The organism is Arthrobacter sp. Ha26, assembly GCF_059091705.1.
This window is the reverse complement of sequence record NZ_JBNHGX010000005.1, coordinates 23,300-36,051: the sequence shown is the minus strand read 5'-3', so window position 1 is coordinate 36,051 and position 12,752 is coordinate 23,300. Positions and strand designations below refer to the sequence as shown.

The 12,752-nt window shown below is 66.1% G+C and carries 14 protein-coding genes; 3 read left to right on the top strand and 11 right to left on the bottom strand.

What is annotated here, in order from left to right:
• Positions 1–33: 33 nt before the first annotated feature.
• The 5 genes from AC5RVY_RS12835 to AC5RVY_RS12815 are packed head-to-tail and all read right to left on the bottom strand — an operon-like array spanning position 34 to position 5,220.
• Positions 34–1,548, bottom strand: a complete 1,515-nt coding sequence (locus AC5RVY_RS12835; RefSeq protein WP_493955095.1) for an amino acid permease — start codon at positions 1,546–1,548, stop codon at positions 34–36.
• A 40-nt stretch (positions 1,549–1,588) separates the two neighbouring features.
• On the bottom strand, positions 1,589–3,025 hold the full coding sequence (locus tag AC5RVY_RS12830) for an aspartate ammonia-lyase (protein ID WP_493955094.1): 1,437 nt from the start codon (positions 3,023–3,025) through the stop codon (positions 1,589–1,591).
• 6 nt (positions 3,026–3,031) lie between these two features.
• Positions 3,032–4,162, bottom strand: a complete 1,131-nt coding sequence (locus tag AC5RVY_RS12825) for an asparaginase (protein ID WP_493955093.1) — start codon at positions 4,160–4,162, stop codon at positions 3,032–3,034.
• Between the two features lie 29 nt (positions 4,163–4,191).
• The gene (locus tag AC5RVY_RS12820) at positions 4,192–4,899 is read right to left on the bottom strand and encodes a FadR/GntR family transcriptional regulator (RefSeq protein ID WP_493955092.1); all 708 of its coding nucleotides are present in this window, start codon (positions 4,897–4,899) and stop codon (positions 4,192–4,194) included.
• 51 nt (positions 4,900–4,950) lie between these two features.
• Positions 4,951–5,220, bottom strand: coding sequence for a hypothetical protein (locus AC5RVY_RS12815; RefSeq protein ID WP_493955091.1), 270 nt, complete (start codon positions 5,218–5,220; stop codon positions 4,951–4,953).
• Positions 5,221–5,330: 110 nt separating this feature from the next.
• Between AC5RVY_RS12815 and AC5RVY_RS12810 the strand changes: the two genes are divergently transcribed.
• Positions 5,331–5,600, top strand: a complete 270-nt coding sequence (locus tag AC5RVY_RS12810; RefSeq protein ID WP_493955356.1) for a type II toxin-antitoxin system Y4mF family antitoxin — start codon at positions 5,331–5,333, stop codon at positions 5,598–5,600.
• A complete protein-coding gene (locus AC5RVY_RS12805; RefSeq protein ID WP_493955090.1) occupies positions 5,597–6,859 on the top strand; it encodes a type II toxin-antitoxin system HipA family toxin in 1,263 nt (420 codons plus the stop codon). Before AC5RVY_RS12810 ends, AC5RVY_RS12805 begins: the two co-directional genes overlap by 4 nt.
• A gap of 13 nt (positions 6,860–6,872) precedes the next feature.
• Here the strand turns inward: AC5RVY_RS12805 and AC5RVY_RS12800 are convergent, their stop codons facing one another.
• The gene (locus tag AC5RVY_RS12800) at positions 6,873–7,802 is read right to left on the bottom strand and encodes a hypothetical protein (RefSeq protein ID WP_493955089.1); all 930 of its coding nucleotides are present in this window, start codon (positions 7,800–7,802) and stop codon (positions 6,873–6,875) included.
• Positions 7,803–7,816: 14 nt separating this feature from the next.
• On the bottom strand, positions 7,817–8,434 hold the full coding sequence (locus AC5RVY_RS12795) for a uracil-DNA glycosylase family protein (protein ID WP_493955088.1): 618 nt from the start codon (positions 8,432–8,434) through the stop codon (positions 7,817–7,819).
• Positions 8,435–8,621: 187 nt separating this feature from the next.
• On the opposite strand from AC5RVY_RS12795, the gene AC5RVY_RS12790 reads away from it, so the two are divergent.
• Positions 8,622–9,164, top strand: coding sequence for a hypothetical protein (locus tag AC5RVY_RS12790; protein ID WP_493955087.1), 543 nt, complete (start codon positions 8,622–8,624; stop codon positions 9,162–9,164).
• On the opposite strand, the gene AC5RVY_RS12785 is transcribed toward AC5RVY_RS12790, so the two are convergent.
• The 4 genes from AC5RVY_RS12785 to AC5RVY_RS12770 all read right to left on the bottom strand — a co-directional run bounded on the left by AC5RVY_RS12785 (position 9,161) and on the right by AC5RVY_RS12770 (position 12,736).
• A complete protein-coding gene (locus AC5RVY_RS12785; RefSeq protein ID WP_493955086.1) occupies positions 9,161–9,544 on the bottom strand; it encodes an RNA-binding S4 domain-containing protein in 384 nt (127 codons plus the stop codon). The genes AC5RVY_RS12790 and AC5RVY_RS12785 overlap by 4 nt on opposite strands.
• A 66-nt stretch (positions 9,545–9,610) precedes the next feature.
• The gene (locus AC5RVY_RS12780; protein WP_493955085.1) at positions 9,611–10,750 is read right to left on the bottom strand and encodes a sulfite oxidase; all 1,140 of its coding nucleotides are present in this window, start codon (positions 10,748–10,750) and stop codon (positions 9,611–9,613) included.
• Positions 10,751–10,862: 112 nt separating this feature from the next.
• The gene (locus tag AC5RVY_RS12775) at positions 10,863–11,723 is read right to left on the bottom strand and encodes an SDR family oxidoreductase (protein ID WP_493955084.1); all 861 of its coding nucleotides are present in this window, start codon (positions 11,721–11,723) and stop codon (positions 10,863–10,865) included.
• An 8-nt stretch (positions 11,724–11,731) separates the two neighbouring features.
• On the bottom strand, positions 11,732–12,736 hold the full coding sequence (locus tag AC5RVY_RS12770) for an aldo/keto reductase family protein (protein WP_493955083.1): 1,005 nt from the start codon (positions 12,734–12,736) through the stop codon (positions 11,732–11,734).
• Between the last annotated feature and the right edge of the window lie 16 nt (positions 12,737–12,752).

The following is a 12,752-nucleotide window of genomic DNA, read 5'->3' as shown; positions in this document are numbered from 1 at the left end:
TGGGGTGCCGCCGTCGGGCGCCTTAGGGCGTGACTACTTCTTGAATGTCGCCGCCGGCGGGTTCGCGACCACCGGGGAGAGGCCTGTGTGGCCTTCGCGGGTTTCGGCGATTTCGCGGATGCGTTTGCGGCAGGCGTACCAGCCGAAGACCATGAGGATGGAGGCGATGGCGGTGACGAGCATGGTCAGGGGTGAGTCGATGAAGACCATGATCAGGACGCCTGCGAGGAAGAGCAGGGAGAGGTAGCCGGTGTAGGGGGCGCCGAACATGCGGAAGGTGGGGCGTTCGAGCCAGCCTTTGTCGGCCCAGCGTTTGAGTTGGATCTGGCACAGGACGATGGTGGCCCAGGTCATGATGATGCCGACGGAGGCGACGTTGAGGACGATTTCGAAGGCGTCGGCCGGGACGAGGTAGTTCAGCGGCACGCCCAGGAGGGAGACGCCGGCGGTGATGGCGATTCCGCCGTAGGGCACGCCTGCTTTGTTCATGCGGGAGGCGAAGCGGGGGGCGGAGCCGTTGACGGACATGGAGCGCAGGATCCGGCCGGTGGAGTAGAGCCCGGCGTTGAGGGAGGACAGGGCGGCGGTGAGGACGACGAGGTTCATGATGACGTCCACGCCCTGGATGCCGATGGAGCCGAAGAACGTGACGAAGGGGCTGACGCCTTTTTGGTAGGAGGTGTAGGGCAGCAGCAGGGCCAGCAGGATCACGGAGCCGACGTAGAACACCGCGATGCGGAAGACTACGGAGTTGATGGCTTTAGGCATGATTTTTTCGGGGTTTTCGGTTTCGCCGGCGGCGGTGCCGACGAGTTCGATGGAGGCGTAGGCGAACAGGACGCCTTGCATGAGGATGATCATGGGCAGCAGGCCGTTGGGGAAGATCCCGCCGTTATCGGAGAGCAGGCTGAAGCCGACCTGCTGGCCGTCCACGGGGGTGCCGAAGATGACGAAGTAGGTGCCGACGATGAGGAAGATGACCAGGGCGGCGACCTTGACCAGGGCGAACCAGAATTCCATTTCGCCAAAGACCTTTACCGAGACCAGGTTCAGGGCCAGGACGACGATCAGGGCGGTCAGGGCCCAGGCCCATTGCGGGACGGCGGCCATCCAGGGGATGTAGTTGCCGAAGAAGTTCATGTACAGGGCCGCGGCGGTGATGTCCACGATGGTGGTGGTGGCCCAGTTGATCCAGTAGAACCAGCCGGAAACGAACGCGGCCTTTTCGCCGAAGAATTCCCGGGCGTAGGAGACGAACGAGCCTGAGGAAGGCCGGTGCAGGACCAGTTCGCCCAGGGCGCGCAGGATCAGGAACGCGAAGAACCCGCACACCGCGTAGGCGATGACCAGCGACGGGCCGGCAGCGTTCAGGCGGCCGCCCGCGCCCAGGAACAGGCCGGTACCGATCGCGCCGCCGATCGCGATCATCTGGATCTGACGGGGCTTCAAATTCTTGTGATAGCCCTTGTCCTCGGCATGCAGCGCAGTCTCGGAAGCATGCGCATGCCCGCCGTCGATGAGGTGGTCAGGTATTGGGGAGTTTGTCATGGGGAGTCCTTTGGGATCCGGAGGGGACGGGGGGTGGGGACTACTTGCTGAGGTTGGCGAGGCGTTCGGGGCTGAGGAGTTCCAGAAGCTGGGCTTGTGTGAGGAGCCCGTGTTCCAGGACGAGTTCGGCCACGCCCTTGCCGGTGGCGAGTGCTTCCTGCGCGATGGCGGTGGCGGTGGCGTAGCCCAGGTGGGGGTTGAGGGCGGTGACCAGGCCGATGGACTGCTCCACCGTACGCCGGAGGTGCTCGGTGTTTGCGGTGATGCCCAGGATGCAGCGGGCCGTAAGGGTGCGGCAGGCTGCCTCGAGGTGGGAGATGCTCTTGTGGAGGCTGTGGACGATGACGGGTTCGAAGGCGTTGAGCTGGAGCTGCCCGGCTTCGGCGGCCATGGTGATGGTGACGTCGTTGCCGATCACTTCGTAGGCCACTTGGGAGACCACTTCCGGGATCACCGGGTTGATCTTTCCGGGCATGATGGAGGAGCCGGACTGGACGGCCGGCAGGTTGATCTCGCCGAAGCCGGCGCGGGGGCCGGAGGAAAGCAGGCGGAGGTCGTTGCAGATCTTGGAGAGCTTCACGGCCACGCGCTTGAGCACTCCGGAGAGGTGGACGAAGGCGCCCACGTCCTGGGTGGCCTCGATGAGGTCCACGGCGGTGACCAGCGGCAGGCCGGTGACTTCGGCCAGGTGCCGGCAGGCGGTTTCGGCGTACCCGGCGGGGGCGTTTAGGCCGGTGCCGATGGCGGTGGCGCCGAGGTTGATTTCGTGGATCAGCAGTTCGGCTTCGGCAAGGCGGAGGCGGTCCTCGCCGATGGTGATGGCGTAGGTGCCGAATTCCTGGCCGAGGGTCATCGGGACGGCGTCCTGCAGCTGGGTGCGGCCCATCTTCACGACGGTGCGGAATTCCAGGGCCTTGGCGGCGCAGGCTTCCTCGAGCTCGGCCAGGGCGTCCAGCAGTTCCCGGGCGGCGAAGATGGTTCCCAGTTTCACGGCCGTGGGGTACACGTCGTTGGTGGACTGGGAGAGGTTCACGTGGTCGTTGGGGTGCAGCCGGGCGTAGTCGCCCTTGGGGTGGCCCAGGATTTCGAGGGCGCGGTTGGCGATCACTTCGTTGGCGTTCATGTTGGACGACGTACCGGCGCCGCCCTGGATGACGTCCACTACGAACTGGTCGGCGAGTTTGCCCGCCAGGATGTCCTGGCATGCCTGCTCGATCGCGTCCGAGCGTTCGGCGTCCAGCAGCCCGAGTTCCCGGTTGGTGCGGGCGGCGGCAAGCTTGACCGCTGCCAGGCCCCGGACCAGGTGCATGTTCGAGGAGAGTTTCTGGCCGGTGATGGGGAAGTTCTCCACGGCCCGGAGGGTATGCACGCCCCAGTACGCGCCCGCGGGGACGTCGCGGTCTCCGAGGAGATCGTGCTCGGAGCGGGTGGGGGTGGCGGTGTGTGCCGGGTTCCCGGCGGTGTCGATGGTAGTCATGTGTCCTTACTGGGCTTCGTTGACTGGTGCGGACAGGGGATTTTGGGTCAGAAAGTCGGTTGCCTGCAGGAGGCCCACGTGGCGGCCTCCGCCCAGGACGGGAGCGGTTGCGATGGCGGAGAGCGGCCCGTCGTCGAGGCCGTTCTCCTGCGCAGCCCCCAGTGCTTCAAGCAGCTTCACGGTGGCGGGCATGCGGGCGCGGTCGCCGCCGTCGGAAATCTTCACGCCCACGGCGCCGCCGTCCGCCAGGCCCACCAGCTGCACGCCTTCAAAGCCGTCCTTGGCCACCGAGCCTGGGAGCAGGCGCATCAGGTCGGTGACGTCGCGGCCTGCCCCGGCCACCATTCCGGGGTGCCGCTGCATGGCGAGCCCGACGGCGGCTTCCGCACTTTGTGTAGCCGGCCCGCCGTCGTCGTGCGTGGCAAGGGAGTCCGCTGCAGCATGGGCGATGCGCCCGAACGCGCGGGCCATGCCGCGGAGGGTCAGGGCGAACAGGGGAGTGCCGCAGCCATCGGTGCTGAAGGCGTAGGGCTCCTCGCCGGTGAGCTCCCGGACGGTTCCGGAAACGAGCTGCTGGAGGGGATGCGAGGGGTCTAGGTAGCCCTCGACCGGCCACCCGTTGATCACGCAGGTTGCGGCCATGGCGGCATGCTTTCCGGAGCAGTTCTGTGTGAGCTGGGTGGCCCCGCCGCCGTTCCGGAGCCATTCTTCGCGCTCGTTCACGCCGTAGGGGAGATCTGAGCTGTTCTCGAAGTCGCTGACACCAAGACCATGAAGCTCCAGGATGCGCATAGCCCCGTCGCGGTGCTCGGCTGCGCCGGAGTGGCTGGCCGCTGCCAGTGCCAGGAGATCGGCCGGCAGGTCGAGCCCGGCGCGGACCATAGCAACGGCCTGGAGGGGCTTGAGCGAGGACCGGGGGTAGAACGGTGTGAGGGGATCGCCGGCGGAGGCCACCGTTGATCCGTCTGCTGCGAGAGCGATCGCAGAGCCGTAGTGCACACTTTCCACCAGGCCGTCACGGACCACCGCAACCAGTGGCTCGTGGGCGGGAAGCTGTTGCGCTTCCCTCCCGTCGCTGCTGCCCGGAACAGGGCCCGGGGCAGTGGTGTGGGCAGTGGAAAACACAGGGGAGGGCATGGAGTCCTTGGGTTGGTGTGGTGCGGTTGTCAGTTGTTAAGGATGGCGTCGAGGGCCAGGCCCACGGCTTGCAGGTGGTGGGCCATGGCGGCACGCGCCTTCTCGCCGGAGCCCGCCTCGATGGCGGCCAGGATCTCCTGGTGTTCCATGTCCGAGGCATGCTGCCGGTCAGCCACCATGTTCAGCGTCTCGGACTGGTGGGCCAGTGCACCACGGATGTCCGCCACCACGCTGGCGAACACTCTGTTGCCGCTGGCCTGGGCGATGGCTGCGTGGAAGCTGGAGTCCAGCGCTACCCAGGACTCGGGGTCTGTTTCCGTGGCCATTGCGGCGACGATTTGCCGGAGCGTTTCGAGCTCCTCGTCGGTGCGGCGCTCCGCGGCGAGCCCGGCTGCGGGAACTTCGATGTGGGGGCGTGCTTCCGTCAGGTCCCGGGCAGAGTACTGGCCGAGGGTGAGATCATTGGCCACCTTGTTGGAAACCACGAACGTTCCCTTGCCTGTTTTGGTGACGGTGAGTCCCAGTGCGGTGCAGGAGCGGAGCGCTTCACGGATCACTGACCGGCTCACGCCATACTGCTGGGAAAGCGTGGCCTCCGAGCTGAGCCTGCTCCCCACCTCCATCCGCCCCGACTCAATGTCCTGACGGATGGCGTTGAACACTGCTTCGGCAGCACTAAGCCGTGCGAGCGGAAGGACTGCAGGCTGTCCTGCTGTCCGGCTGTCTGACAGGTTCACGCCTTAAATATGGCAGGGGTCACACGGGATGTCAATGCGGGAGGGGAACGTCTAGCCGCCCTCCGTATTTTGCCCCGCCGCCGGCGGCCGTGTTTGTCCGCTCTTCGAGGAGCGCAGACGCCAGGCCACCAGTGCCGCTACAGCGACCGCAGCCAGCACGGCTGCGATGTCCCGGCCGGCTGCCTTGGCCACCGCCTCATAGGAGTTGGCGGCCAGATAGCCCAGCAGGACAAAGTCGGCGCCCCAGGCCAGGCCGCCCGCCGCATGAGAAGTCAGGAGCCGGCCATAGGGCATCCGGGATGTCCCGCCCAGGGCGGGCATCGGTGCACGAGCGGAACGTTCGTGCCGGATTTCCCCTGTGCTGACACCAGGTATCGCGATACAGTTCTCGGGCAAGCAGTAATCGGAACGTTCGTGCCGAAGGAGTTCTCATCAACGCTTCCTTCTCTGACAATCTCGCTTCCGAAGTGCGTGCCCGACGCGCGGTCCTCCGGTTGACGCAGCACGATCTCGCCGAACTGGCCGGGATATCTGAACGTTTCGTGCGGTTCGTGGAACAGGGCAAACCCAGCGTGCAGCTGGATTCACTCCTGGCACTGCTGGACACACTCGGGCTGGAGCTGCAGCTGGCTACACGGTCACGGCCGGCCGGCCGTCAAGGCAGGACTGCAGCGCCCGGCCGGCAGGAGGAACAGGCGTGAGGCACCGCATTGCCGATGTCTATAAAGCGGGCGTGCTGGCCGCTCGTCTTGAGCGGCACGATGGCGGCACGAAGTTCAGCTATCTGCCCGCCTACCTCCAAAGCGGCGGCCCCGCCGTCGCCACTTCCCTGCCGCTCACCAGTGAGCCTGTCTTCTCTGCCGCCGGGGCCGCCCCGCCCTATTTCACCGGGCTGCTGCCGGAGGGCCGACGGCTCAACGCGTTGCGGCGTTCCATCAAGACCAGCGCGGACGACGATCTGTCCCTGCTGATTGCCGCTGGGGGTAATCCGGTGGGCGACGTCCAGATCGTCGGGCACGGGGAGCCCCTGAACCGGGAAGAGCACGCCGTCCAGTTGGATCCGCACCGGCCTGTCGACTTCGACCAATTGCTTGGCGACCCTGACCTCATTGACCCGGTGGCCCTGGCCGGTGTGCAGGACAAGCTCTCCGCCGGCATGATTTCGGTGCCCGTGGCCAGTACCGGGCGCCAGTTCATCCTGAAACTGAACGCGCCCGAGTTCCCGCATGTGGTGGAGAACGAGCTGGTGATGTTCCGTTACGCCGCCAAACTTCGGATCCCGCTCAGCCGTGTCCAGCTGATCCGGGATGTCGTGGGGCGGCCAGGACTGCTGGTGGAACGCTTCGACCGGATGCCCGATTCCGAACCCGCACCCGAGGCCGGAAACGAATCAGCCGGCGTGAGGCGACTGCCGGTGGAGGACGGGGCGCAGGTACTGAAGCTCTACCCGGCGGACAAGTACAACGTAGGGTACGGCCAGGTGTGCCACGCCCTCGCTGACTACTGTTCGGCGCCGCTTCCCGCCCTCCGGAACCTGGCGATCCAGGCCGCCTTCGCGTGGCTGACCGGCAACGGTGACCTGCACGCGAAGAACGTGTCCATGGTCCAGCAGCCGCACGGGGAGTGGACCATCGCCCCGGTCTACGACATCCCCTCCACGGTGGTTTACGGCGACAAGACCCTCGCGCTGGCCATGAACGGAAAACGCACCGGGATCTCGCGCCGCCATTTTGTGGGTTGGGCTACAGAGCTGGGTCTGACCGACCGCGCCGCCGCTCATGCAGTGGAGATCGCGCTGAAAGCCTCGGGCCCCTTGATCGCGGATTTGGAATCGGGGACGGCCTTCCGCGGTTTGAGCGGGCCAAGGGGTAACGACGACGCCGGCTCGCCGTTTCCGGAGTTGGTCACCAAGTCATGGGTCAAGGAGCTGAAGCACCGCCGCAGGTTAGTGGAAGGTTGAGCAGGGGCGGCTCTTATGTGCCGTCGAACCACCGGAGCACCCGCAGTGCGCGGAGGGTGTTCCACCGGCTGGGTTGTCCGTCGCCGTCCTCCAGCGCAAAGTGGACCTTTCCGGGATGGGTGTTCTCCAGCAGCCACCGGCCGTCCGGCTGCTCCTTGGACCGGACCATGTCGATGGCCTCATCCAGACGCTGGTCCGGCGTGCCCCCGGCGGCGCGGAAGTAGTCGAGCCCGCGGAGGACGTCGTAGTACCAGCGGGTGGGGTAAGAGAAGCGCAGCCAGTTTCTGCTGATGAGTTCACCGGAGGACTTGTGGCGCAGCAGCCCGCGCTCCAGCAGGTACTCTTCTCCGCGGTGCCGGGCCTCCCGGGATTGCCGTGTTCCCCCTGTGGACCGCTCGTGGTCAAGAAGCCCCTCCAGAACGCAGATGGTGGTGTGGAATGAGGAGCGGGTGGAGCCTCGTCCGGCCTCGCAATTCCAGCCGCCGTCAGCGAGCTGTTCACGGGTCAGCCGCTCCACCACGTTGCCCACGTTCTCACCGAAGTAAGCTCCCAGGGCGGCGGTCATCCCGTTAATGCAGGGTTCCACCTCACCGTCGAAGAAGCGTTGGTTGCCTTCCTCCCAGCGGCTGTTCTCACGGACCAGCGCAACGGCCTGGCGGGCTTCCCGGCTCCCGGGGTCGAGGCCGAAGTCCCGAAGGAGCAGCAAGCTGTATGTTGTCGCCGTCCAGGGCTGGCTGGGGTCGGTGTCGTTCGCCGGCCAGTACGTGCCGCCGGCCCATTGTCCGTCCTTGTCCTGCAAGGCCAGGAGCCTGGCGCCCCACCCTTCCGTTGCAACCCGGACCCGTTCAGCCGCAACCTCCGTGGGCGAAGCGACCGTCAGGTCCCGCAGGACCTGCCAGCGGATGGCGGGATCGCCGTCGAGTAGCCAATCGAGTACATCCATCGGCGTAGCCCGGTTCAGAGGTGCTGGATGCCCGCCCGCTGCATGGCGTCCTTGTAGATCTCCACGCTCTTGGTCAGCAGCTCTTCCTGCTTGGCTTCGGAGACGGCAAAGGCCCGGCCCCCGAGGGCCGAGGCCTTGTAAATTTTGATGCCACTGTTCTTCAGCGATGAATGGTAGGTCTTTTCGAACAGGGTGAGGAAAGTGGAAGCGTCCGTGCCGTGGGCGATGATCGCGGAAACCCGCGAGTTAATTTTGAGGAATTGGCGGAAGGGCCTCAGGCCGTCAGTTTTTTCCTGCACGCTCAGCGCCGATGGCATGCCCGGGTCGCGGACCCAGGGGTAGGCGTTCCACGGCATCACGTAGCGTGGGTCCAGCTCAGCGAGTTCATAGATCTGGGTGGCCCGGCGGGCCGCCTCATCATCGTTGTAGTGCGACACGAAACCGGACTCGGTGCCCTTCCCGGGGCTGACCTGCAGGCTGACGATCCGGCATTCATCCTCGTCGTGCACAGGGTCGATGTAGGGGACAGTGGAGCCCGGCTTCTTTTCCATCAATTCGTCGCAAAGCTGGGTTACCTTTGCGATGTTCGGTTCCTGTAGCAGGGCTTTCTTTTCGTCCCAATCAATCGTCACGATTTCTCCTCAGCAGCAAGGCGTCCAGAAACAGGCGTCTTATGCCACTCTACGCTTCCGGGCTTGGGGGTGGGCAGGAGAAGTTCTGTCTCCCTTTGGCTGGCGGCGTTGTGCCCACACCCACAGTGAACAACCAGTCAGTGGATAAAGCGGCAACAGCCCGGCAGCCATGCTGTTCAATGTAGGGATGCAGTTCACCAGGAAGGGCCTGAAAAACGAGGGCTTCGCGGGCTTCAGGCAATTCGCGGATCTTGACGCCATGCGGATCCCGCAGGGAACCGGCGTTTTCATGGTCCTGAGGCCGGAGGGGTTCCACCCGGACTTCCTGAAGAAGAGCACCGCGGGCGTCTTCAAGAAGAAGGATCCATCGTTGCCGGAGCCGGACCTTAAAGCTGCGTGGGTGGACGCCGCCGTCGTCCTTTACATCGGCAAAGCAGGCCCGGGCAGCAAAGGTAACCGGGGGCTAAGGCGCCAGATCCAGGAGTTCCTGGACTTCGGGCAGGGCAAGCCTCCGGGGCATTGGGACGGCCGGCTGGTCTGGCAGCTCAAGGAGGCCGGGCAGCTGCTGATCACCTGGAAGGAACTGCCCGCCGAAGCCCTCAATGAGGCTGAAGCGGATTACCACACAGCCTTTGTTGAGGAGTATGGGAAGCTGCCCTTCGCGAACCTCGTGAGGGCGCGGCCCAAGAACAAAGCGGGAAGGCCGTCGGAATCTGCGGAACAAGCCTAAGCGGGACCGCGCAGGCGTTCCATCTCGCGCCGGTCCTTCTTGGTGGGCCGCCCGGCGCCCCGGTCGCGCTGCGGAAGGCCCAGCGCCGGGGCGGCGGGACGCGGCGGAGTGTGGTCCGTGAAGCAGTGTGATGCGGCCTCGGCGCCCACCCGTTTGTTGATCAAGCGCCGTACTTCGAGGATGCGTTCGTACCCCGGCATTCGCACCGTCACGCTATCCCCGTTGACCAGGGTGGCGGAAGCCTTCGCCGGGCTGCCGTTCAGCCGGACGTGCCCCGCTCGGCAGGCAGCCGTTGCCGCGGAGCGGGTCTTGTAGGCCCGGATGGCCCACAGCCACGCATCAATTCGGACGCTGGCGGGGGAGGAAGGAAGGCTTGTCATGGCTGGCACCGAGTATAGCCCCGCTACTCGCAACGGCAGCTCACCGGACAGCGGCCCGGAGGGCGGCTACTCCACGCGGACGCTGACCCGCTGTACCATGTTGTTGCCCAGCCCCTGGTAATTCCAGTTCTGCTCCAAGGGCTGGGTGGCGCCGGACGCATCCGTGGCCCGGCAGGCCAGCTCATGTTCGCCCCGATCCGCCACCCAGGGCAGGGTCCACTTCCGCCAGGCAAACCCGCCCGCAGCTTCTTCAAGGTGCGCGGGCAGCCACTTTCCGTCGATACCAACCTCAACGGCAGTAACAGCGGCGTGCCCGGACCATGCCCTGCCCTGCAGCATCACAGGGCCGGGCGCCATCACCCGCTTCCGGGTGAAAAAGTCCGGGATGCCCGGCGGAACCATCAGCGAACGTACCCTGATCCGCGAAACCGGCGTACCGTCGTCGTCCGCCGACTCCTGGTAGCGGTACGCCACCTGCTGCTGGTAGCCGGCGAACGGCGCGGTGACCACCTCGATGGTTTCCAGCCACTTCACGCTCGCCATGCCGTACCAGCCCGGGACTACCAGCCGGAGCGGGTAGCCATGCTGGGGCGGCAGTTCGCTGCCGTTCATCTTGTACGCGAGCACGACGTCGGCACGCAAGGCCTCACGGATCGGCAGGCTCCGTGCGTAACGCTGGGTGACGCCGCCCTGGATCCCGGCATCGGCGCCCGTGAACACCACCTCCACGGCGTGCGGAAGGATGCCCGCTTTCCCGAGGAGGTAGGCGAGCGGAACACCCGTCCAGGCCGCCGTGCCCACTCCTTCCAGGATCCACGGTTGGCTGAGCGGCCGTGGAGTCAGGAGCGAGCGGCCGTTTCCTGCACACTCCAGGGTGACCGGCACCGTGATGGCGGGATCCTTGCGCAGCGCCGCCATGCTCAGCTCAAGGGCCCGCTCCACCGCACCGCTGATCCGCAGGTGCCAGGACCCGGTATCGATGTCCGGGATGTCGAAGTGGGTGAGCACATAGTGGAGCCCCGGTGGTGTGATGTCGCGCCGGAGGGCCTCCAGCGGCATCGAGTGGTTCCGGGCGCCCAACTGGAGTTCCTCAGGAGTGAGCGGCCCGGTGGTTGGTCCGGCTGCAGGGTCAGCAGCGGCAGGGGCCTGCTGCGGCGGGGCAGCAGGCTGGTGGGCGGTTTGCGGGTTTGGCTGGATCTGGGTCATGGCGCTGCCATTCTGCTGGGCTGCGGTTCCTGCGGTTTGGAGCGCTCCTGCAGGGAGCGTTCCTTGCCTCAGGTTTACGCCCGCGCCGCCGGCCCGTCAACGCCCCAAGTGGCTAAAGCTGCGGCCGCTTCAGGAACTCCGCAAGGCTCGAAGGGTCCTGCCCCGTCAGGCCATGGACGTCCGGGGAAACTCCCGCCATCTCCCCGGCGGCGATGGCGGTGTAGGTGCTCACCCACGCGTCCACCTGCCAGGGCGGCGCCCCATAGGAGGCCCTGGATGCGTACGCTTCCTCCACGGTTTCGGTTTGGTAAGAGATGGTCCGTCCGGTTTCTTCCGTGAGGATCCGGGCAGCCTGGCCCATGGTGACTTCCTCGGGGCCGGTGAGGTTGTAGGTCTTGCCTTTGTGGATGGCGGGGTCGCGGAGTACGGCCACGGCACAGCCCGCGATGTCCTCGCGGGCAACGGCGGAAAACACGCCTTCGGCGGCGGGACCTCGGATCACGCCGTCCTCCCCGGCCATGAGCGGCAGGAAATCCAGGTAGAGGTTGTTCCGGAGGAAGGTGTAGTCCATCCCGGAATCCTGGATCCGTTGCTCTGTGGCGTAATGGTCCCGTGCCAGGGTAAAGGTGGCGTCCGGGGACGCGCCGTAGAACGACGTGTACACCACGTGCTGCACCCCTGCCTCGGCGGCGGCGTCCACAAAGGCGTAGTGCTGCTGCACCCGGTCCTCGTCCTCCGCTGCGGAGACCATAAACAGGACCTTCACGCTGTCCAGGGCCCGCAGGGCAGCAGCCGAATCACTGTAGCTGCACACCACGGGCGCCGCGTTCTCCAGCTCCGGCGCGCGGGCGGCGTCGCGCACCAGTAGGCGCTGGGCGGAACCGGCCGCGGCGAGCTGCCGCGCCACCATTCCGCCCAGGCCTCCGGTGGAACCGGTGACGGCGAGGCCCGGCAGGTCCAGGGAATCAGCCACCAGGAATCCTAGGCTTCGCGGGCGGCCGGCGACTTGGTCTGTGCAGGGTCGCGCTCGGCCAGGGACCCGATGGCGTCGTCGATCTTCTTCATGACGTCCGGTTCCAGCTTCACCCCTGCGGCCTCAACACTGTCAGCGATCTGCTCGGGCCGGGAGGCGCCGATGATGGCCGACGCCACGTTGGGGTTCTGCAGCACCCAGGCGACGGCGAGCTGCGGCATGGAGAGCCCGGCTTCCTCCGCGACGGGCTTCAGCTCCTGCACGCCGGCCAGGACGTCGTCCCGCATCCAGCGCTGGATCATTTTGGCGCCGCCCTTTTCGTCCGTGGCGCGGGTGCCCTCGGGAGCCGGCTGGCCGGGCAGGTACTTGCCGCTGAGGACGCCCTGGGCCATGGGGGACCACACGATCTGGGAGATGCCCAGCTCCTCGGACGCCGGCACAACGTCCGCCTCGATGACCCGCCACAGCATGGAGTACTGCGGCTGGTTGGAAATGAGCTGGAAGCCGAGCTCCTTGGACAACGCGTGGCCCGCGCGCAGCTGCTCGGCGGTCCACTCGCTCACGCCGATGTACAGCGCCTTGCCCTGCCGGACGATGTCAGCGAACGCCTGCATGGTCTCTTCCAGCGGGGTTTCAAAGTCGTAGCGGTGGGCCTGGTACAGGTCCACGTAATCGGTCTGGAGCCTCCGCAGCGAGCCGTTGATGGACTCCATGATGTGCTTGCGGGACAAGCCCAGATCATTTTTGCCCTTGGGGCCGGTGGGGCCGTAGACCTTGGTGAAGATCTCCAGCGACTCACGGCGCTCGCCCTTCAGGGCTTCGCCCAGGACCGTTTCCGCGGCGGTATTGGCGTAGACGTCGGCCGTGTCGAAGGTGCTGATGCCTGCATCCAGCGCGGCCCGCACGCACTGGCTGGCGACGTCGTTCTCAACCTGGGAGCCGTGGGTGAGCCAGTTGCCGAAGGTGATTTCCGAGACTTTGAAGCCGCTGTTTCCGAGGTATCTGAATTCCATGGGTTTCACGCTAACC

What these genes read in the sequence shown, in the direction of transcription:
- AC5RVY_RS12835 (WP_493955095.1), bottom strand. Translation starts at nt 1,548, where the DNA reads ATGACAAACTCCCCAATACCTGACCACCTCATCGACGGCGGGCATGCG.
- AC5RVY_RS12830 (WP_493955094.1), bottom strand. Translation starts at nt 3,025, where the DNA reads ATGACTACCATCGACACCGCCGGGAACCCGGCACACACCGCCACCCCC.
- AC5RVY_RS12825 (WP_493955093.1), bottom strand. Translation starts at nt 4,162, where the DNA reads ATGCCCTCCCCTGTGTTTTCCACTGCCCACACCACTGCCCCGGGCCCT.
- AC5RVY_RS12815 (WP_493955091.1), bottom strand. Translation starts at nt 5,220, where the DNA reads ATGCCCGCCCTGGGCGGGACATCCCGGATGCCCTATGGCCGGCTCCTG.
- AC5RVY_RS12800 (WP_493955089.1), bottom strand. Translation starts at nt 7,802, where the DNA reads ATGGATGTACTCGATTGGCTACTCGACGGCGATCCCGCCATCCGCTGG.
- AC5RVY_RS12790 (WP_493955087.1), top strand. Translation starts at nt 8,622, where the DNA reads ATGCAGTTCACCAGGAAGGGCCTGAAAAACGAGGGCTTCGCGGGCTTC.
- AC5RVY_RS12785 (WP_493955086.1), bottom strand. Translation starts at nt 9,544, where the DNA reads ATGACAAGCCTTCCTTCCTCCCCCGCCAGCGTCCGAATTGATGCGTGG.
- AC5RVY_RS12780 (WP_493955085.1), bottom strand. Translation starts at nt 10,750, where the DNA reads ATGACCCAGATCCAGCCAAACCCGCAAACCGCCCACCAGCCTGCTGCC.
- AC5RVY_RS12770 (WP_493955083.1), bottom strand. Translation starts at nt 12,736, where the DNA reads ATGGAATTCAGATACCTCGGAAACAGCGGCTTCAAAGTCTCGGAAATC.